Origin of the sequence: Limnobacter parvus (assembly GCF_024623725.1) — a bacterium.
In the GTDB taxonomy this organism is placed as follows: domain Bacteria; phylum Pseudomonadota; class Gammaproteobacteria; order Burkholderiales; family Burkholderiaceae_B; genus Limnobacter; species Limnobacter parvus.
Genome location: NZ_JANKHG010000014.1, coordinates 302,618 through 322,970, shown reverse-complemented (window position 1 = coordinate 322,970; position 20,353 = coordinate 302,618). Strand labels below are relative to the sequence as shown.

The window sequence follows — 20,353 nt, the reverse complement described above, 5'->3', positions numbered from 1 at the left end:
AGGTTCAGGAATTCAAATCTGGAGAGCGCTGTGCGCGGCCAATCGCTGCGTAAGTACAGCCGCCGAAGAGGCAAGCAACGCAAACCGTTGTGAATCTTTCAGGCAAATGGACAGAGAGGGGCTAGCTGGCAACAAGTGTTGCCAAAAGCCCTTTTAATGTTCTTGGAGCCAATCCTCATGAAAGCAATCGTTTTAGGTGCCGGTGTTACTGGTATCACTTCCGCATGGTTTTTGAAAAAAGAAGGTTTTGACGTCACTGTGGTCGACCGTCAGCCTGCCGCCGGCATGGAAACATCGTTCGCAAACGGCGGTCAAATTTCCGTTTCACATGCAGAGCCCTGGGCCAACCCAGGTGCACCCAAAAAAGTGTTGAAATATTTGATGAAAGAAGACGCGCCTTTGCTGTTCCGTTTGCGAGCAGATGCCCGTCAGTGGCGCTGGGGCATGCAGTTTCTACGTGAATGCACCCCCGAAAAAACCCGCCACAACATTATTCAGATGGTGAATTTGGGTACGTTCAGCCGCAGCACCTTGCAAGAATTGCGCGCTGAAACTGGTATTGAATACAGCTGCCTGACCAAGGGCATTTTGCACTTTTATACTAGCCAGCAAGAATTCGATGACGCACTGGAACCAGCTGAAATCATGCGCGAATTTGGCTGTGATCGCAAAGTGATCAGCGCTGAAGAAGCTGTTCGCCTGGAACCCGCATTGGCCACCGTGAAAGACAAAATTGCTGGCGCTACATTTACCGATGCAGATGAAAGTGGCGATGCGCACATGTTCACCCAAAACCTGTCCAAGCTGTGTGCAGCCAAAGGCGTGGAATTCAAGTATGAAACGGCCATTTTGGGCCTGGACACAGAAGGCGGGCAAATCAGTGGCGTGCGGGTTCGCGGTGCCGATGGCCAGGTTCAAGTGCTGAAAGCCGACAAATACCTGCTGTGTATGGGCAGCTACAGCCCAATGCTGGTAAAGGATTTGGGCGTAGACCTGCTGATTTACCCCGCCAAAGGCTATTCGGCCACCCTGCAAATTAACGATGCCAGCAAAGCACCGCAGGTTAGCCTGACCGACGACGAGTACAAGTTGGTTTTCAGCCGCCTTGGCGACAAACTGCGAATTGCAGGCACTGCCGAATTGAACGGCTACAGCACTGAATTGAACGACGTGCGTTGCAAGGCGATTACTCGCCGCGTAATGGAGTTGTTCCCAGGCATGGCTGACCCGGAACAAGCTGTGTACTGGACTGGTTTGCGCCCTGCCTCACCATCGAATGTGCCTTACATCGGTGTGTCTAAAATAGCAAACTTGTTCCTGAACACGGGGCATGGCACGCTGGGTTGGACCCACTCTTGTGGCTCTGGCCGTTCTATCGCTTCTATCATGAACGGCAAGCAGCCCGAACTGGATTTCGCATTTACTGGAATTTCTTCCAAGAAGGGCGAGGCCTTGGCCGTTGCCTAAGGCTTGTTTTTGCTAACATCAGCGCATTCGCCAACAGGATGTGCTGATGTCTGATTCTGCAAACAAAAACACCAATGCCGGGGCTGACAACGCCCCAGCCTCCAATTTTCTTCGCAACATCATTGATGCGGACCTGAAAAAGCCCGAGTACCAAGTGCGCCCATGGGGTGGCAAGCCCGGTGGGGCCGATGCGCATCAAGGTGCTCCCGCCGATCCCGCAGCCATTCGGCTTCGGTTCCCGCCTGAGCCCAATGGTTACCTGCATGTGGGGCATGCCAAGGCCATTTGCGTGAACTTTGGCTTGGCCCAGGAATACGGCGGCGCCTGTCACATGCGCTTTGACGACACCAACCCTGAGAAAGAAAGCGAGGAGTTTGCAGATTCAATTCTGGATGCTGTGAATTGGCTCGGTTTCAAGTGGGAAAACTTTGGCGACGACAACCTGTACTACGCCAGCGATTACTTTGATTTTATGTATGAAGCCGCCGAATTCCTGATTCAGGCCGGCTTGGCCTATGTGGATGAGCAAAATGCCGATGACATGCGCGCCAACCGCGGCACGCTGACACAGGCGGGTGTGGATTCACCTTTTCGGGATCGCTCAGCCGCAGAGAGTTTGGCTCGCTTCCGCACCATGCGCGCTGGTGAGCTGCCCGATGGAGCAGCCGTGTTGCGTGCCAAAATTGACATGGCCAGCCCGAACATGAACATGCGTGACCCAGCCATTTACCGAATTCGCCGCGCCTATCACCACCGCACCGCCGACACCTGGTGTATCTACCCCATGTACACCTTTGCGCACCCCATTGAAGATGCGCTTGAGCGCATTACCCATTCATTCTGTACGCTGGAGTTTGAAGATCAGCGACCTTTTTACGACTGGTTGTTAAGCCAACTGGCCAGCGAACACAACACCGCCGATGGCGCTGTGCTGAAGCCGATGCTAAGCCACCCACTGCCCAAACAAATTGAATTCGCCCGCTTGAATTTAAGCTATGTGGTCACCAGCAAGCGCAAATTACAGCAGTTGGTCACCGAGGAAAAAGTGAGTGGCTGGGACGATCCCCGCATGCCCACCATCGTGGGCTTGCGCCGCCGAGGCTACACGCCCGCTGCCATTCAATTGTTTTGTGCGCGCATTGGTGTGTCTAAATCCGATTCCTGGATTGACTATTCTGTGTTGGAAGGCGCTTTGCGCGACACGCTAGACCCAGTCGCGCACCGTGCCATTGCCGTGCTCGACCCGATCCCATTAATTTTGGACAATGTCGATGACGATTGGGCCGACATGTGCACAGCCCCCGTTCACCCGCATCAGCCCCAGTGGGGTGTGCGGCAGTTCACCATTGGCAAGCGCCTGTGGATTGAGGCCGAGGATTTTCAGGAAAATCCGGAGAAGAAATACTTCCGCCTGTTCCCAGGCAACAGGGTCCGCCTGCGTTACGGCTATGTGGTGGAGTGTACAGGCTGCGAAAAAGATGCGCTGGGCAAGGTAATCGCCGTGCATGCCAATGTGTTTCTGGACAGCAAATCGGGCACGCCCGGCGCAGATACGTACAAGGTAAAAGGCAACATTCACTGGGTGGATGCCGAGGATGCCTTGCCTGCCACCGTGCGCCTTTACGATCGCTTGTTCACTGAAGAACACCCAGATTCCGGTGGCAAGAACTTCATGGACAGCCTGAACCCGAATTCACTGACTGAAGTGCAGGCTTACCTGGAATCCGGTTTGAAGGACGCCTGGTCAGGCACGGTGTATCAATTTGAGCGCCATGGTTACTTTGTGCCTGATTTAAAAGACAATACATTGGACGCTCCGGTATTTAACCGGGCCACCACACTGAAGGACAGTTGGAGTAAATAGGGAATTCATCGGGTACACTTGCCCTCGAAATAGGTACTCATGACATGGCAACAAACCCAAACTACAACATCCGGGGCGCGCTTCTGACCATCCTCAACGGAATGGGCCCAGATGCGGAGCACGAGGCAGACATCGCTCACCTATGCCACTTTATGGAGTGGTTTCGGGAAGGGGCTTCTGGTTCCGATTTTGAAATCGAACGGCGATTTTCCATGTTTGTGGAGGCGCTTGAGCAATCCAATGATCTGCGGGTTCAAGTCAAAGGCTACCTTGAGCAGTTTTTGAGGGAGGCGCGTTACCGGTACACCTTCGCAGAACTGGGTATTCTGGGCAATGAAACATTTGGCCAGGCCATGAAAAACCGGATTTTTCAACGGCTACTGCCGGCCACCGTTGAAGACAAAACTGTGCGTGAATCCTTAAGCCTGATGTTCACCAAATCCGACGATCATGAGTGGCTGGAATCGATCAGCGTAGAAAGCTGGACCCGACTTTTCCACGTGCTGGAATGGCTAGACCCCGCCATGCCGCTGTGGAAGCGAATCCAGCATGAAATGCTGGAGGCCATGGAAATGTTGGCAGTTCGCATTGCTGCCGTGGGCATTGATTCTGAGGTGGTGCGCTGCCTGGGTATTGCCGAGCGGCACACTTCACCTTTTGTGGAGCAGCACTTGGAACTGCGAAACATGATTGGGCAGGCCCACCAAAAGCTAAGCAATATGGAGCCGTTAAACGACCTGGGCGACCATCTCGATGTTTTGCTTGATCAATGTCAGGGGCAAATCAAGAAGGCGTATGCCCAAGCGCGTGTGCAGGGTATCTCCGTCACGTTAAGCATGCAGTTGATCCGGTTGGAGCAATCCATCAATCGCATGCGCCGCTTGCTTCAGTTGCTCGGCGCTCTACCCACCAACAATCGTGTAGCCTCATGCGTGCAATTTTTCTGCACATTGACCCGTGAAGAAAACCGCAAACATTCCATCAGCGACTTGTGGCGCGGTTTGACTGACAAATTGGCATTGCGCATTACCGAACATGCCAGTAAGTCGGGTGAAAAATACGCCACGGAGACCCGTTCCGAATATTGGAAAATGGCCCGTGCTGCCATGGGTGCAGGTGTGATTATTGCAATCCTTTCTTTGTTTAAGGCCTACATTTCTGGGTGGGAGCTGCCACCATTCTGGGAGGCTGTGTTCTTTAGTTTGAATTATGGCATTGGTTTTGTAATCATTCACTTGCTGGGTTTTACCATTGCTACCAAGCAGCCTGCCATGACTGCGGCCCGAATTGCTGCTGCTGTTGACGCGGCGAATGGGCGTTTGAGCTCTGCTGATCGGGTTGCAGATCTGATCACTCAGGTGGCTCGCACTCAGTTCATTTCAATATGGGGTAATGTGTTGCCTGCTTTTGCAACAGCTACCGTGGTTGCAGTTGCGATTACCTTCTTGCTGGGCAGTCCACCCGTTGACATTGAGAAGGGCGAAAAAATGCTGACAGAGCTTAATCCCTTGTTGTCAGCAGCTTTGCCACATGCAGCGATTGCCGGGGTATTCCTGTTTTTGGCCGGGGTTATTGCGGGCTACTACGACAATTTGTCGATTTATCACCGAGTCCCGGATCGTATTCGCAAGGTACCCTGGCTGCGCAGGCGCTTGGGAGTGGTTCGCGTGAATAAACTGGCTGATTATCTCAGCAAGCACACAGGGGCCTTGGCGGGCAATTTCTTCTTCGGTTGCATGTTGGGGTCAGCGGGATTTGTCGGTCTCATTTTGGGTCTACCAATCGATATTCGGCACATCACGTTCGCGGCTGCGAACATGGCTTACGGAGTACAGGCGCATGAATTCATGCTCAGTGGGGTCGCTGTATCTATCGCTGCCCTGGGTGTTTTTTTAATTGGGATGGTGAACTTGGGTGTCAGTTTCAGCTTGGCTTTTTACACGGCGCTTCGTGCCCGTGGGGTTCGCAGACTAGAAACCTTTTCGTTGGCGGGCCGCGTTATTAAACGATTCTTTACTGCACCAAGCGAGTTTTTTTACCCACCGAAAGATGCAGAACAGAAAGATGGCGTCAATGCTTCTTCCGCGAAGTCTGAAAACAGGTGAAACTTAAGCCTGTGGACGATTAAACCCTTTCTTCCACTGTACATCGCGCACGCCTTTCTTGTGGTGAATCCAGCGCGAGGCCACGAACAGAAAATCAGACAAACGATTCAGGTATAGCAGCAAGTCGTCGGGCAGCGCCTCTTTATGGTTCAAATCCACCAGCACCCGCTCAGCCCTGCGGCACACCGTGCGGGCAATGTGGGTGTAGGCCGAGGCCTTGCTGCCACCGGGCAAAATGAATTCTTCCAGCCGGGGCAGGGGTTCATTGAATTCTTTAATCAACTCTTCCAGGCGTGCCACTGCTTCGGGTGGAAACACGTCAAAGCCGGGCATGCACAGGGCTGCACCCAAATCAAACAAATCATGTTGAATGCGGGTCAATTCCGTGGCCAAGCGTTCAGGCAGGGGCTCGGTCAGTATCAGGCCCAAATGTGAATTCAGTTCATCGACATCGCCCATGGCGTGAACACGCAAGTCGTTTTTCGCCAAACGGCTTCCGTCCGCAAGGCCAGTGGTGCCATCGTCACCGGTGCGGGTGGTGATTGAACTGAGTCTATTGCCCATGAAATTGCGTGATCCGATAAAGTTGAACAAAAAGGGCCGCTTGTGCTTACCACCTGTTGAGCAGCAAAGCCGGCGGGCCTATACTTTGAGCTTACTGAAGTTTAACGCAGGGGTCCTGGCAAATTGTTGCCGGGTGAGAAAAACCCTCACACCTGTGCAGATAATGCTGTTTGCAGGAAGCGTTTCACAGGCCTTACTTCGAGCTTGGCTGGGTGGAATGTTCGTGCATATGGCAAAAACATTTACACCCGAATTTACGCCATACAGGAGTATCAATGAGCGCCAATCCCGACTTCTTAGCCGCAACCGCCAAGGTTGATGAGGCCGCAGTCAAGCCACTTCCCAATTCTCGTAAAGTGTACGTGCAGGGCTCGCGCCCCGACATTCAGGTGCCCATGCGCGAAATTTCGCAAGACGACACTCCCACCTCATTTGGTGGCGAGAAAAACCCGCCAATTTATGTGTACGACTGCTCGGGTATCTACACCGACCCCGATGCAAAAATTGACATTCGTTCTGGTTTGCCCCCAATTCGCAGCAAGTGGATTGAGGAGCGAAACGACACGGAAGTGCTGGATGGCCCTAGTTCTGAGTATGGCATTGAGCGCCTGAACGACCCAAAGCTGACTGAATTGCGTTTTAACCTGCAGCGCAAGCCCCGCAAGGCCAAGGCCGGCAAGAATGTGACGCAGATGCACTACGCCCGCCAAGGCATTATTACGCCTGAAATGGAATTTGTGGCGATTCGCGAAAACATGCGCCGCCAGGAATACATTGAAAGCTTGAAGCATGCAGGTGGCAAAATCGGCTCGAAAATGGTGGAACTGCTGACACGTCAGCACCCCGGCGAATCCTTTGGTGCATCCATTCCAGAGCAAATTACGCCTGAATTCGTGCGTGAGGAAATTGCCCGCGGCCGCGCCATTATTCCCCTGAACATCAATCACCCTGAAATCGAGCCCATGATCATTGGTCGAAATTTCCTGGTGAAAATCAATGCCAACATCGGCAACTCGGCTGTTTCATCGTCGATTGGCGAAGAAGTCGAGAAAATGACCTGGTCCATTCGCTGGGGTGGCGACACGGTGATGGATTTGTCCACCGGCAAGCACATTCATGAAACCCGTGAATGGATTTTGCGCAACAGCCCTGTGCCCATTGGTACCGTGCCGATTTACCAGGCACTGGAAAAGGTGAACGGCAAGGCTGAAGACCTGACTTGGGAGATTTTCCGCGACACGCTGATTGAACAAGCCGAGCAAGGAGTGGATTACTTCACCATCCATGCCGGTGTTCGCTTGGCCTATGTGCCCATGACCGCTGGCCGCATGACCGGTATTGTGAGCCGTGGTGGCTCAATCATGGCCAAGTGGTGCCTTGCGCATCACAAGGAAAGCTTCCTGTACGAGCATTTCGAAGACATTTGCGAAATCATGAAGGCCTACGACGTCAGCTTCTCGCTGGGCGATGGCCTGCGCCCCGGTTCAGTGTGGGACGCAAATGACGAAGCACAGTTGAGCGAGCTGCGCACTTTGGGTGAGCTAACTCAGGTTGCCTGGAAGCATGATGTGCAGGTGATGATCGAGGGCCCAGGCCATGTGCCCATGCAGCTGATCAAGGAAAACATGGACATTCAGTTGAAGGAATGCCATGAAGCGCCGTTTTACACCCTTGGCCCACTGACTACCGACATTGCGCCCGGCTACGATCACATCACCAGTGGCATTGGCGCCGCGCAAATTGGTTGGTATGGCTGCGCGATGCTGTGTTACGTCACCCCCAAAGAACACCTGGGTCTGCCCAACAAGAAAGATGTGAAAGACGGCATCATTACCTACAAAATCGCAGCCCACGCGGCAGATTTGGCCAAAGGCCATCCTGGTGCCCAGATTCGCGACAATGCGCTTTCAAAGGCGCGTTTCGAGTTCCGTTGGGACGACCAGTTCAACCTGGGTCTTGACCCCGACACTGCACGGGAATACCACGACGAAACTTTGCCCAAGCAAAGCATGAAGGTGGCGCATTTTTGCTCCATGTGTGGCCCGCACTTCTGTTCGATGAAAATTACCCAGGATGTACGTGAATACGCCGAGAAGCTGGGACTATCGGAGAAGGAAGCGCTGAGCAAGGGAATGGAAGAAAAATCCATTGAGTTCATCAAGAAAGGGTCTGAGATTTACCACAAGACCTGATTTTTAAAAGAAAAATTGACACCGCCCTGTCGTCTTTGTACGATTAGGCGGTGTTTTTTTTATATAGGAGTGTTCGGGCCTTCCCCGAAAGTTTATGGATAGTTCCAGTTGTCGAAGTTGTTCTAACTTCACCGCGCCCTTCGTGGCACCCCCCCTTATCGCGTTTCTAGCGCGCCATCTTTCAAAGCCCTTCCAGCCAGACAATGCTCAATCAAGCCTTGCGCTTGACGGTACAGTTGCGCCCATGGTGCATGGAGAGTTCGAATGGAAGTGCTGATACTGATTGGTTTGATTGTATTAAACGGCCTTTTTGCCATGTCCGAAATTGCACTAGTCACTGCGAGAAAAGCACGTTTGGTGAAGTTGGCAGCAGAAGGCGACAAAGCCGCTGCGGTTGCTGTGAAGTTGTCGGAAGATCCCACCAAGTTTTTGTCGACGGTGCAAATCGGTATTACATCGATCGGCGTGTTAAGCGGTATTGTCGGTGAGGCTGTTTTGGCCAAGCCTTTGGCCATTTGGTTGCAAACCTTTGGCCTTGAGGCGTCGACCACCGATGTGGTTTCAACCGCCATCGTGGTTATTGGTGTGACTTACGTGGCCATTGTGATTGGTGAGTTGGTTCCCAAACGCTTGGGGCAACTTAATCCTGAGGCCATTGCCCGTTTGGTGGCTCGGCCAATGCAAATTCTGGCCATTGCCACGCGTCCTTTTGTGATGTTCTTGTCGTTCTCCACCCGTGGTTTGCTACGCTTAATGGGCGTAAAGGAAAACACAGACAATGGCGTGACCGAGGAAGAAATCCACGCCATGCTCGACGAAGGTTCCGTTTCGGGCGTGATTGAAAGCAGCGAGCACACCATGCTGCGCAATGTGTTCCGACTGGACGACCGGCAGCTTGGGTCTCTGATGATTCCTCGCTCGGACGTGCTTTACCTTGATATTCGTCTGCCGAAGGAAGAAAACCTGAAGCGTGTCATCGAATCGGCATATTCACGTTTTCCGGTTGTAGACGGAAACTTGGACAACCTGATCGGTGTTATTCATGCCAAGCAAGCCTTGGCCTATGCCGCACAAGGCAAAATGCCTGATTTTTCAACTGATTTGCAGCAGTGCGTGTTTGTGCCGGAAACTTTGACTGGCATGGAATTGCTGACCCAGTTCCGAAGCAACAACATGGACATCGCTTTTGTAATTGACGAGTACGGCGAACTTGAGGGTATTGTGACCCTGCATGATTTGATGGAAGCATTGACCGGCGAGTTTACTCCGCACAACAAAGAAGACTCATGGGCTGTTCAGCGTGAAGATGGTTCATGGTTGCTTGATGGCGCAATTGCCATTCTGGAATTGAAAGACACTTTAAACATCAAAACAGTGCCTGAAGAGGAAAAGGGCCGTTACCACACCTTAAGCGGTATGGTGATGTTGCTGACGGGCAGATTGCCAGCGACTGGTGACAAAGTGGACTGGGAAGGCTGGACATTCGAAGTGGTGGACATGGATCAAAAACGAATCGACAAGATCTTGGCCATGCCAATCAAGGATGAAACTGCTTTGCTGGGATAATCAGGGTAATGAAATAACATTTCGGAACAATGTTTGTAGCATCAAAAAAGCCTCAAGAACACTTGAGGCTTTTTTGTTTTGATCGGCTTAGCAATTATCGAATTTGTGGGCGGTTGCCCCAAAGTAGTTTCTCCTGCATTTCACGTGTGTTATTGCTAGGCGCTTGCTGTTCCGGCGTGGCACCGCTGCCAAACAATCCTTTCAGTTCAGTGACAGCGCTTTGTGGCGCTGTTCGTTCAGCGGTGGTTTCACTGATGGTTTCGTTGTTGGACGGCTGACGAATGATTTCACCAGTGTATGGGTCAATCAGCACGCTTTCCTGACTCTGTTGTTGAGCAGCATTTAAAGCAGGGGGTGGTGTCAATTCAATCGGCTTTGTTTTAACGGGTGTTGCCGCCAGTGGCGCCGCTGCAGCGGGTTTGAAGGAAGCGTTTTGAGCTGTTGTTGCAGCTGCTGTTTGTTCAGCGGCCTGTGCTGGCAGAGTCGCGAGGCGCGCACAGTTTTGTGCGGGCACATTGTTCATTTCAGTCAGCATGTTGAACACCGCTTGTTCAATGACCATGCGAACACCTTTTTGAATGGGTTCCTGGGTACGCTCAGCCGCATTGACGTCGAGCAAGCCATCGCTGAACAGGCGGAAGTAGCCGCCGTTCAATTCAGTGCCGATAATTTGTTTCTGCAGGCTTTGGGTGTTGACCACTTCAAGTGTTTTTGTATTAACAACTCGAAGATCGATTGCCACATTCATTACAAAGTAACGTGCAGCAGCGCCGATGAATCGAATTGAAGATTCAAGGCTTCCACTGCGAATGTTGTAGTTCACTTCGGTGATGCCACCTACGATGTGGTAATCCGAGCCTGGCAGTGAACCCGAGAAAATCTGTCGGTGCGCTTTGTTTTCTGGATTGTCGGTAATCAGTTTGTTGTCGGCGTACTTCAGTTCCATGTCGGCAATTGATGTGTCGAAACGTTCCACAATTGGTACACCAGTTTTGGCCAAGGCTGAAATGACCATCAATGCGGCGCCTTGGGTAATTCTTTTGCCGTTGACCAGGTCTTCTTTGCCAGTGAAGTCGCTAACTCGACCCACTGCGAATCGCTTGGCCTGGGGACCGCGGCTGCCCACCATTGGTTTCAAGCACTCAAGCGCCGCGCTGTATCGGGTTTTGTTTTCCACCACGCTTGCGCCGTCAAAGGCACTGACATACTCGGCTTCATCAAATGACGGCAAAGTGGTACAGGCGCTGGCGGACAGGGCAGTGCCTGCAATGAAGGCGAGTTTAAAAGTCGAAGTGCGAAGCATAGTGGGCCTTTGTGTATTCAGGAGCGATACAGTGATTTACCGCTTATTGCTGTTTTAGAAGCCACCGTCTATGGAGGCGTTCTGGGAACCGTTGTTGATCTGTGTTGCGTTGATCACGACGGTGTTGTTGTTGCCGTCAGTTTGCACATTGATCAAGTTGCCAATGGCGGTGGAGGCGAAGCCCCAGCCAGGAGATTGAACTTGTGTGCGATTAAAGTTCTCGTTGCGGCGGGTGCCTGCAGGTGAGTCGATGTCGGTCACACTTTGCATACCGAAGGGGGTTTCGAATGAACTGACATTGCCTTCAAAGGTTTGGGCGTTTGCAACTGCCATTGGCAGAACAAGCATGGCGATGAACAAATTTGATTTTTTCATTCGACTGTTTCCGTAATTTATTTTGCTGGATGGTGCAGAAGGAGAAATTGCTCCGGGCACCCTTTCACAGACATGTTGGCTGTGTGTGTCACCCAGAGCAAAAAAGTTCAATTAGGGACGAACGCCGCCAATTGAAATGTTGTTGCCAACAGCGGTTGCAGACGCTGTCAGGCGCGTGGGGTCCCAACGGTATTCAACAGTGGCGATGTTGTCGCTGACGTTGCACTGTGCAACTGACAACTCGGCCAGGCTGGTGTTGTCCAGATTCAGGCTGAAGTTGTTGCCGATGGAAATGGCTTCAAGTGTTACTTCGCCAGTTACAGACTTGTAGTTTTGCATTAGTTCAACCGAAGCCAACTGGTCGCCGTAGTTGCCCTGAGAAACATGACGCACTGGCACAGTTGCGCCCGAGCTTAGTTCGATGCCAATGTTGTTGCCGATTGCGGTGGCAGAGCCTGTGATGTCGCCGTTGTTGCGCATTACTACGTTTTGCAGATTAACAATGGCTGCGTTGGTGCCGGTGTTGCTCTGAATGTAGATGCCCTTGTGGTTGGGATCCAGGTGGTAAGACGCTTCAAAATCGATGTTGGTTTCAACTTCAACTTGACAGTCAGTGCCTGTACAGGTGGCTGAAGCAACGGAGTGCATTGACAGCAGCGCGGCTAGGATAGAAATGGTTGTTACGGATTGCTTCAACATGAGGAAAGCTCCAAGAAGGAAAAAAGATCTAAAAGACAGCGAATCGTCCTTGTTTAGGCATTGCGCGCTGTCGCATTGAAGAAATGCTTTGATTGAGTGACAGGAAGCTCCGGAAAGTTCATTGTGTGCCTTCGTTCTGGAAGAGCCGGATTTTCCGGGCCCAACGGAGTAAAATGTGGTTTTAGCTGAAATCAGCCGAGCGCCCCGTGAACGAAATAGAAACAAAGCCCGTCGAGTTTGATTTGCCCAGTCAGGCAGACCCCTCAACCAGTTGCAAGCCTTCGCAAGCTTGGGCGCGGGTGCCACAAACCCCCGGTGCCGCCGAACGTGCTGAGTTGAAAGCTGAAATCAAGGCGTTGCTTAAGGCACGCGATGCGGTGTTGGTGGCGCACTATTACGTAGATGCCGAGTTGCAAGATCTGGCGGAGGAAACGGGGGGATGTGTATCCGACTCACTTGAGATGGCCCGTTTTGGCCGGGAAAGCAAGCAACAGAATTTGGTAGTTGCTGGAGTTCGTTTTATGGGCGAGACCAGCAAAATCCTGAATCCTGAAAAGCGGGTATTCATGCCCGATCTGGACGCCACATGTTCGCTTGATCTGGGTTGCCCGTCTGATGAATTCAATGCCTTTTGTGACCAGCACCCCGACCGCACCGTGGTGGTGTACGCAAACACCAGCGCAGCAGTGAAAGCACGGGCAGACTGGATGGTGACATCGAGCATTGCCCTTGACATCGTTGGGCACCTGCACGCCAAGGGTGAAAAACTTATTTGGGCACCCGATCGCCATTTGGGCCAGTACATTCAAAAGCAAACGGGTGCCGACATGTTACTGTGGCAGGGTTCCTGCCTGGTGCATGATGAATTCAAGGCGGAAGAACTAAAAATGCTGAAAGCCCAGCATCCTGGCAGCATGGTGCTGGTGCACCCGGAATCGCCTGCCGATGTGGTGGCACTGGCGGATGTAGTGGGGTCGACTACACAATTGATCAAGGCCACTCAAACGTCGGGTGTCAACACCTACATCGTGGCAACCGACAACGGGATTCTTCACAAGATGCGCCAGTTTGCACCGGGCAAAACACTGATTGAAGCACCCACCTCCGGCAACTCTGCGACCTGCAAAAGCTGCGCGCATTGCCCCTGGATGGCGATGAATGGTTTGAAGAATTTGCGCGATGTGTTGAGAACCGGCTTCGATACCGGAGTAGGTGAGGTGCATGTGGATTTAGCGCTAAGTACGCAAGCTTACCGGTGTATTGATCGAATGCTTGATTTTGCAAAAACGCACGGTATTTCAGGGCCGCGAGGTCAAGGTCGTCTTGCCCAAGCGCACAAGGGAGTGGGCCCAGCATGACGCGCTCGGAACTGTTTCAATCGTTTGGGCCAGCTCTGGAGTTGGCCCTGCTAAAAAATGTACACGACGCGATTGCTGAAGACATGGGCAATACTGACTGGACCGGAATGCTTGTGCCGGAAGGCAAGCGATGCAAGGCGCAGTTGCTATGCCGCGACAAAGCGGTAGTGTGTGGTCAGGATTGGTTCAATGGTGTGTTCAATACCTTGTGCCCGAATGCGCAGGTGCGCTGGCAGGTGCCGGAAGGGCAGGAAGTGCAGCCCGGCACCGTTGTTTGCGAAATAGAAGCATTTGCCCGGCCTTTGCTGACCGCGGAACGCTCAGCGATGAATTACCTGCAGTTGCTTTCTGCAGTGGCAAGCCGCACACGGCATTTTGTGAAGTTGATTGAAGGCACCAAGGCGTCCATTCTGGACACTCGAAAAACCATGCCTGGCATGCGGTTGGCCCAAAAATATGCGGTACGTGTGGGTGGCGGTTTGAATCAAAGATTGGCCTTGTATGACGGAATTCTGATCAAGGAAAATCACATTTCAGCGGCAGGTGGAATTGCGCAGGTGCTGGCCAATGCGGATGCCTTGGGCGCGCCGCATGTCAGCGTTCAAATCGAAGTGGAGAGTTTGGTTCAGCTGGAAGAAGCTTTGCTGGCAGGTGCCAAGTCGGTGTTGTTGGATAACTTCAACCTAGAGGCCATGCGCGTGGCAGTGGAATTGAACAAGAGCCGCGCAATTCTGGAAGCATCTGGCGGGGTGAATGAACACACCGTGCGGGCAATTGCTGAAACTGGCGTCGATCGAATTTCGATAGGTTCGCTGACGAAAGACGTGATTGCGGTGGATTATTCACTGCGGGTTTTGGATTGACCGCTTTCGGGCAATTTGGCGTTCGTTATTTTGCTCACTCGGCGTGGTTTACTTGTTTCGCACTGAAAACCGCTTAATCCCTTTTTGAATATATTCTTGCTCACCGAATCAGGCAAAACAGACGGCCTGATTCGGTGTCGGCTTGTGGCCGACCGCTGCGAATAAACTCAAACGGGGCGGTTTTCTTGAAGTGCGGGACAAGCAAACCCACTGCCGAGTTGGTTTAACACTTCCAGCGACGGCGAGTGATTTGGACTCGCGCTGATTTGGGCTTTCTAAAACCCGTGGGCGACTAATCAACCCTCACGCTGATCCTGACTTACTTTTTTTCGGTCGTTGCAACACCGTAGGAAATGCCTTGGGCAAGGTACCTGGGTAATCAGAACTGAAATGCAATCCACGGCTTTCCTTGCGGCTTAATGCGCTGGTCACAATCAGGTCGGCCACATCCACCAAATTACGCAATTCCAGCAAATCGCGGCTTACGCGGAAGTTGCTGTAGAACTCCAGAATCTCTCCGCGCAACAATTGAATACGGTGTTGTGCCCGCTCCAGCCGTTTGTCGGTTCGCACAATGCCCACGTAGTTCCACATGGTTTGGCGTAATTCGGCCCAGTTGTGGGAAATCACCACTTCTTCATCCGGGTCGGTCACGCGGCTTTCATCCCAATCCGGCAGGCCCATGGTTTCACGGTGTGGTTTGGTCAAAATATGGTTTGCCGCAGCTTGGCCCAATACCACGCATTCCAGCAGGCTGTTACTGGCCAAACGGTTGGCACCATGCAGTCCGGTATAGGCTGTTTCACCCACGGCGTACAGGCCAGGAATGTCTGTGCGGGCGTTGTGGTCAGTCACTACGCCACCGCAAGTGTAGTGCGCGGCGGGCACCACAGGTATACCTTGTTTGGTGATGTCAATGCCTAGTTCAAGACAGCGTTTGTAAATGGTCGGAAAGTGCTTCTTGAGCTTCTCTGCGGGTTCATGGCTGATGTCCAGATAAACACAATCCAGACCCCGTTTTTTCATTTCAAAGTCGATTGCGCGGGCCACCACATCGCGGGGGGCAAGTTCCGCGCGTTCATCATGTTCCGGCATGAAGCGGGTGCCATCGGGCAGCTTCAACACACCACCTTCACCGCGCACTGCCTCTGTAATCAGAAAGCTTTTTGCATAGGGGTGGTACAGGCAGGTCGGGTGAAACTGAATGAACTCCATATTGGAAATTCGGCAGCCAGCGCGCCAGGCCATCGCTATGCCGTCGCCTGTGGCGGTGTCGGGGTTGGTGGTGTAGTTGTACACCTTGCCTGCGCCTCCGCAGGCCAACACAATGTACGGACAGGTAAGTGTCAGAACGCGTTGCGACTGTTCGTCCAGAATATAAGCCCCCAGAATGCCGGCTTTCTTTTCGCTTAAGCGGTCGCCGGTAATCAGGTCGATCACCATGTGGTGTTCGAACAGCTCGATGTTGGGGTGGTTGCGGGCCTTGGCTTCCAGTGTGGTTTGTACAGCGTCGCCCGTGGCGTCGGCCACATGCAGAATTCGCCTGCGGCTGTGACCGCCTTCGCGAGTCAGGTGAAAGCCATTGGGTTCCGTGTTGCTTGGGCCTTCTTCGTCTTCCCGAGAAAACGGTACGCCCTGTTCAACCAGCCAGTCGATGGATCTTGATGCATTCTCAAGAATGAACTGCACTGCATCGCGTTCACATAACCCCCCGCCTGCCACCAAGGTGTCTTGCACGTGTTCTTCAACGCTGTCTGCTGGGTCTCGCACAGCAGCAATTCCACCTTGTGCCCATCGGCTTGCGGAGTCGGATACCGAACGTTTGCAGATAATCGCCACTTTTAATTTGTCGGCCAACTGAAGGGCGGTGGTAAGGCCTGCCAAGCCGCTGCCTATTATGGCCACGTCAAACTGTTTCATTTTCACGGCGATGCTACTTTGTGTGAATTGTCATTTCGACATCATAACGAAGCGGGGGCTTCTCTGGGAAAGCTTGTACAAAATTGATGCGCAATTTGCTGCGCCTAGAGTTGTCCTACAAGTTGGTCGTGATTGCCAACCAGGTGTTTCAATTTGAATTCCTCGAAGGGCATCGGTTTTGAAAGCCAAAAACCCTGAACGTAGTCCGCCCCCAGTTTTTTGACCAGGTCGAATTCAGCTTGAGTTTCAACGCCTTCCGTGGTGACCAGCAAGCCCATGATGTGGCCCATTTCGATGGTGGATTCAAGAATGATCTGGCCATCGGTGTCCATGTCCGCGCCCTGAACCAATGCGCGGTCGATTTTTAATTCGGTGACCGGGAATCGTTTCAAGTAAGCCAGTGAGGAGTAACCGCTGCCAAAGTCATCCACGGCAATTTGAAAATTCATGCTGGCCAATTGATTCAGAATGTCGAGGGCTTGCTCTGGATCGCGCATGGCCGCGCTTTCTGTAATTTCCAGCACAATGTGGCGGGACGCATCCGGTTGCCTGGCATGCAGGTGTTTGATGAACTCAATGAGCCCGTTGTCTTCAAGGTCCATGGCTGACAGATTGGCGGACAAACGAATATTCTGGTTTGCACACAAGCCAATGATGGAATAAATTTGCGTCAACACGATTCGTGAAATTTCTTTGATCATGCCGGTTTGTTCGGCCAGTTCAATGAAGCCGCCAGGGCCAATCAATCCATGAGTCGGGTGGTTCCAGCGCAAAAGCGCTTCGGCCTGGTTAATGCTGTTGGTTCTCAGATTCAGTTTGGGTTGAAAGTGCAGGCAAAACTCATTTTCGTTGATGGCCTTGCGCAATTGAGCAATCAGTTCCAAACGGTTGGCCGAGCGCTGTTCAAGGCGGGGTTCAAACACAATGCTGGCCTGCCTGGTTTTTTTGGCAAGTTGGCGAGCAATTTCTGCTCTGCGCATCAGGGTTTCGTGGCATTGACCATGTTCTGGATAGTGGGCAATGCCCGCATGGCTTTGAATGTCGAGTTGATAGTTGTGTACTCGAAGTGAACCATGCATCAAGCGTTTGATTGTGTGCTTGCTGATCATGTTTTCAAGCAATATGCGCGGAAGCAACATACAAAACACATTGCCCTCTAGTCTGGCGATAACCAAGTTCTCACGGCAGATTCGACTCGCTTTTCTTGCTACTTTCACAAGCACTTTGTCGGCAACTTCATGGCCTAGAACTTCATTGATGTTGTCGAGATTGTCGATTCCCCAGATGACGATTGACAAAGGCTCACGCGCGGATTGGGTTCGTTCGTGAAGGGCCAAGGTCAAAAATGCACGATTGTCCAGCCCCGTCAGTTGGTCCTTGTAGGCGGTACGGCGAATGATTTTCTCGCGTTCCTGCAAATTTTTGGCCATTAAGTTGAATGTGCTGGCTAGCTGGTTGATTTCTCGAATCGAACTGGAGGGTAGTTGGCAATCGTAGTTTCCAGCGGACATGTGTTCAGCAATGGTGTTGATGTCAGTTAAAGGTTTCGTGATCGCCCGGCTTATCCATCGGCTGCACAGTACGCTGATTACCAACACAAGAATGGCCATGCCCAGCGCATCTTCAAGGCTTATCGCAAAAGCGGATATCTCGGACGTGCTTATTGCCCACAAGGTGACTTGTTGCGGAACCGATCCTCCAAGTGTCATTTCTGTCTGGAGGGCATACAGATCAGTTTCATTCGGGCAGTTAAATTGCCTGATTCCCGAAGGTGACTTCCGGTCGATGGCCGAGCAGTTGTTTGGCCAATGCAAGGTTGTTTGGGCGGTGTCGATGTCCCCTTGATGGAAATACACGGGGAGCGATTGGATTCTGTTGGCCTGTTCTCGAGAATCAAGAGCATGTCCGATAGCCTGAGCTTTGCTGCGCAGCAATTGCTCGACATGTTCGGTATGCTGAATTGCGTATTGGTGATTCAGTATCGCGAATAGGCAAATTGCCAGAATGACAAGCGCAACAAGGCTGACCAGCAAAGTGCGGGTTCTTAGCGAGATTCTTGTGCCACTGCTGGACAGGGCACGCAGTAGTCCATTGTCTTGCGCTGAATGCATGCCGCTACCAGGTTACCGGGGTTAGGCACCATTAAATCAAAATCACCCTGTTTTCGGCATACCGCAAGAGGGGTGGGCCGTTTGTGCTGCGTTTGTGCCGTGTTTGCGCCGCTTCGCTTAGCGCACCCTGTACAGAAGGTCCCACACGCCATGGCCCAATTTCAGACCCCGGTTTTCGAACTTTGTGAGTGGACGATCATCTGGGCGGGGGGCGAAGGGTGTGTCGGCCAGGTTTTGCCAGTCGGGTGCAACACTAAGCACATCGTGCATGTGGTGGGCGTAGTTTTCCCAGTCGGTGGCGCAATGAAGCACACCACCCGGTTTCATTTTCTTGGCCAGTTTGGCCACAAATTCGGGCTGAATCAACCTGCGCTTGTGGTGGCGGGCTTTGCGCCAGGGGTCGGGGAAATACAGCAGCACTTTGTCCAAGCTGTTGTCCGGAATCATGTCGCGAAGCACGTCAACCACATCGTGGGAAATAATGCGGACGTTGGGTATGCCATCTTCTTCGATCAACTTGATTAGCGAGCCCACGCCTGCGGTGTATATTTCTACGCCCAAGTAGTTCACCTGTGGGTGCGCCTTGGCAATTTTGGCGGTGGTTTCGCCCATGCCGAAGCCAATTTCAAGCCAGTTGGGCTGGCCTGTGGTGCCCCATTGCTGGTCGAAGTTAATTTGCATGTGCGAATTGTAGACGATGCCCCACTTGGGCATGCCTTCTTCAACAGCCCTTTCCTGGGCGCGTGAAATATGCCCCCGCCGTTTCACAAAACTTTTGATGTGCTGGTCGCGAAACGGATTGTCTGGGGTTTGGTCTGTCATTTTGAACTGGAGGAAATTACGCCTTCCACGGGGGAAGAGGGGCTGGCCGTGTAAAACTTTTTCGGCATTCTACCTGCAAGAAAGGCTTCCCGACCTGCCTGTGTGGCCAAACGCATGGCGCGTGCCATTTGCACCGGGTTTTGTGCTTTGGCAATGGCGGTGTTCATCAACACGCCTGCACAACCCAGTTCCATGGCGATGGCTGCATCAGAGGCTGTGCCCACGCCCGCGTCTACAATCACCGGTACCTGGGCTTTTTCCAGAATCAAATTGATGTTCCAGGGGTTCAAGATGCCCATGCCTGAACCAATGAGCGAGGCCAACGGCATGATGGCCAAACAACCCACATCTTCCAACTTGCGGGCATAGATTGGGTCGTCGGAACAATACACCATCACATCGAAACCATCGGCCACCAGTTCTTTGGCGGCAATCAGGGTTTCTTCCATGTCGGGGTATAAGTTGGTGGGGTCGCCCAGCACTTCAAGCTTGCAAAGGTTGTGCCCATCCAGCAGTTCGCGGCCCAGGCGCAATGTACGTACAGCATCTTTGGCGGTGTAGCACCCGGCTGAATTGGGCAGGTAGGTGAATTTGCTGGGGGGAATGTAATCAAGCAGGCTGGCTTCACCGGCATTCTGGCCAATGTTGGTGCGGCGTATGGCCACAGTCACAATTTCGGCGCCGCTTTCGGTGATGGCCTCGCGCGTTTCATCCAGGCTGGCGTATTTACCAGTACCCACCAGCAGGCGGCTGGTGAATTCACGGTTGCCTACTTTCCAGGTGTCGTTGGTGTTTTGCATCTTGGTACTGCTCCAGATTGTTTAGCCGCCGCCCACGGCGACCACGATTTCAAGGCTGGCCCCTGCAGGAAGCTGGGTGGTGGGGTGCTGACTTTTGGGCACAATTTCGCCATTCAGTTCCACGGCGATTCGTTTGCCGGTCAGCGACAAGGTTTCCACCAAGTGGGCCACGGTACTGTTTTCGGGCATTTCACGATTTTCACCGTTGACTGTAACTTGGATCATGACTTGAGCGAATGAGCTTCTGTAAGTTTGATACTATCGATTAACGCGATAAACATTTCGCGTTGAGGTTCTTTGTGAGCCTCGATTCTCTCATTATCTGAAAACGAAATACCCGCGCG

General features: G+C 52.5%; 16 protein-coding genes and 1 riboswitch. Of the genes, 7 read left to right on the top strand and 9 right to left on the bottom strand.

From position 1 onward, the window contains the following. Window positions 1-8: 8 nt before the first annotated feature. A riboswitch (glycine riboswitch) is annotated at window positions 9-124 on the top strand. 53 nt (window positions 125-177) lie between these two features. From NSP04_RS03815 to NSP04_RS03805, 3 genes are read left to right on the top strand one after another with little or no spacing between them, the layout of a single operon-like run. Further along, window positions 178-1,467: a D-amino acid dehydrogenase gene (locus NSP04_RS03815; RefSeq protein WP_257511004.1), complete on the top strand. Its 1,290-nt coding sequence runs from the start codon at window positions 178-180 to the stop codon at window positions 1,465-1,467. A gap of 46 nt (window positions 1,468-1,513) precedes the next feature. Next, the gene (locus NSP04_RS03810) at window positions 1,514-3,331 is read left to right on the top strand and encodes a glutamine--tRNA ligase/YqeY domain fusion protein (RefSeq protein ID WP_257511003.1); all 1,818 of its coding nucleotides are present in this window, start codon (window positions 1,514-1,516) and stop codon (window positions 3,329-3,331) included. A 44-nt stretch (window positions 3,332-3,375) separates the two neighbouring features. Continuing rightward, window positions 3,376-5,436: a site-specific recombinase gene (locus NSP04_RS03805; protein WP_257511002.1), complete on the top strand. Its 2,061-nt coding sequence runs from the start codon at window positions 3,376-3,378 to the stop codon at window positions 5,434-5,436. Between the two features lie 3 nt (window positions 5,437-5,439). Here the strand turns inward: NSP04_RS03805 and NSP04_RS03800 are convergent, their stop codons facing one another. Next, a complete protein-coding gene (locus NSP04_RS03800) occupies window positions 5,440-6,000 on the bottom strand; it encodes a cob(I)yrinic acid a,c-diamide adenosyltransferase (protein ID WP_257511001.1) in 561 nt (186 codons plus the stop codon). Window positions 6,001-6,275: 275 nt separating this feature from the next. Here NSP04_RS03800 and thiC point away from each other — a divergent pair, with 275 nt between their 5' ends. Next, window positions 6,276-8,192: a phosphomethylpyrimidine synthase ThiC gene (thiC, locus tag NSP04_RS03795; RefSeq protein ID WP_257511000.1), complete on the top strand. Its 1,917-nt coding sequence runs from the start codon at window positions 6,276-6,278 to the stop codon at window positions 8,190-8,192. A gap of 264 nt (window positions 8,193-8,456) precedes the next feature. Further along, window positions 8,457-9,758, top strand: a complete 1,302-nt coding sequence (locus NSP04_RS03790; RefSeq protein WP_257510999.1) for a hemolysin family protein — start codon at window positions 8,457-8,459, stop codon at window positions 9,756-9,758. A gap of 94 nt (window positions 9,759-9,852) precedes the next feature. Here the strand turns inward: NSP04_RS03790 and NSP04_RS03785 are convergent, their stop codons facing one another. The 3 genes from NSP04_RS03785 to NSP04_RS03775 form a co-directional block, all read right to left on the bottom strand. Further along, window positions 9,853-11,061 carry a CsgG/HfaB family protein gene (locus NSP04_RS03785; protein ID WP_257510998.1) on the bottom strand — a complete coding sequence of 403 codons (1,209 nt, stop codon included), beginning with the start codon at window positions 11,059-11,061 and terminating at the stop codon, window positions 9,853-9,855. A 54-nt stretch (window positions 11,062-11,115) separates the two neighbouring features. Continuing rightward, window positions 11,116-11,436, bottom strand: a complete 321-nt coding sequence (locus NSP04_RS03780) for a hypothetical protein (RefSeq protein WP_257511227.1) — start codon at window positions 11,434-11,436, stop codon at window positions 11,116-11,118. 111 nt (window positions 11,437-11,547) lie between these two features. After that, window positions 11,548-12,135: a hypothetical protein gene (locus tag NSP04_RS03775; RefSeq protein WP_257510997.1), complete on the bottom strand. Its 588-nt coding sequence runs from the start codon at window positions 12,133-12,135 to the stop codon at window positions 11,548-11,550. Between the two features lie 206 nt (window positions 12,136-12,341). On the opposite strand from NSP04_RS03775, the gene nadA reads away from it, so the two are divergent. Together nadA and nadC are read left to right on the top strand one after the other, a co-directional pair. Further along, window positions 12,342-13,493: a quinolinate synthase NadA gene (gene nadA, locus NSP04_RS03770; protein ID WP_371824991.1), complete on the top strand. Its 1,152-nt coding sequence runs from the start codon at window positions 12,342-12,344 to the stop codon at window positions 13,491-13,493. Beyond that, complete coding sequence (nadC, locus tag NSP04_RS03765) at window positions 13,490-14,356, top strand: carboxylating nicotinate-nucleotide diphosphorylase (protein WP_257510996.1); 867 nt, start codon at window positions 13,490-13,492, stop codon at window positions 14,354-14,356. Before nadA ends, nadC begins: the two co-directional genes overlap by 4 nt. A 303-nt stretch (window positions 14,357-14,659) precedes the next feature. On the opposite strand, the gene nadB is transcribed toward nadC, so the two are convergent. The 5 genes from nadB to thiS form a co-directional block, all read right to left on the bottom strand. Continuing rightward, window positions 14,660-16,276, bottom strand: a complete 1,617-nt coding sequence (gene nadB, locus NSP04_RS03760) for an L-aspartate oxidase (RefSeq protein WP_257510995.1) — start codon at window positions 16,274-16,276, stop codon at window positions 14,660-14,662. 104 nt (window positions 16,277-16,380) lie between these two features. Further along, window positions 16,381-18,387, bottom strand: coding sequence for a GGDEF domain-containing phosphodiesterase (locus tag NSP04_RS03755; RefSeq protein ID WP_257510994.1), 2,007 nt, complete (start codon window positions 18,385-18,387; stop codon window positions 16,381-16,383). Window positions 18,388-18,504: 117 nt separating this feature from the next. Beyond that, on the bottom strand, window positions 18,505-19,209 hold the full coding sequence (gene trmB, locus NSP04_RS03750) for a tRNA (guanosine(46)-N7)-methyltransferase TrmB (RefSeq protein WP_257510993.1): 705 nt from the start codon (window positions 19,207-19,209) through the stop codon (window positions 18,505-18,507). Continuing rightward, the gene (locus NSP04_RS03745) at window positions 19,206-20,009 is read right to left on the bottom strand and encodes a thiazole synthase (protein ID WP_257510992.1); all 804 of its coding nucleotides are present in this window, start codon (window positions 20,007-20,009) and stop codon (window positions 19,206-19,208) included. Before NSP04_RS03745 ends, trmB begins: the two co-directional genes overlap by 4 nt. 21 nt (window positions 20,010-20,030) lie before the next feature. Continuing rightward, window positions 20,031-20,231, bottom strand: coding sequence for a sulfur carrier protein ThiS (gene thiS / locus NSP04_RS03740; RefSeq protein WP_257511216.1), 201 nt, complete (start codon window positions 20,229-20,231; stop codon window positions 20,031-20,033). Window positions 20,232-20,353 lie beyond the last annotated feature (122 nt).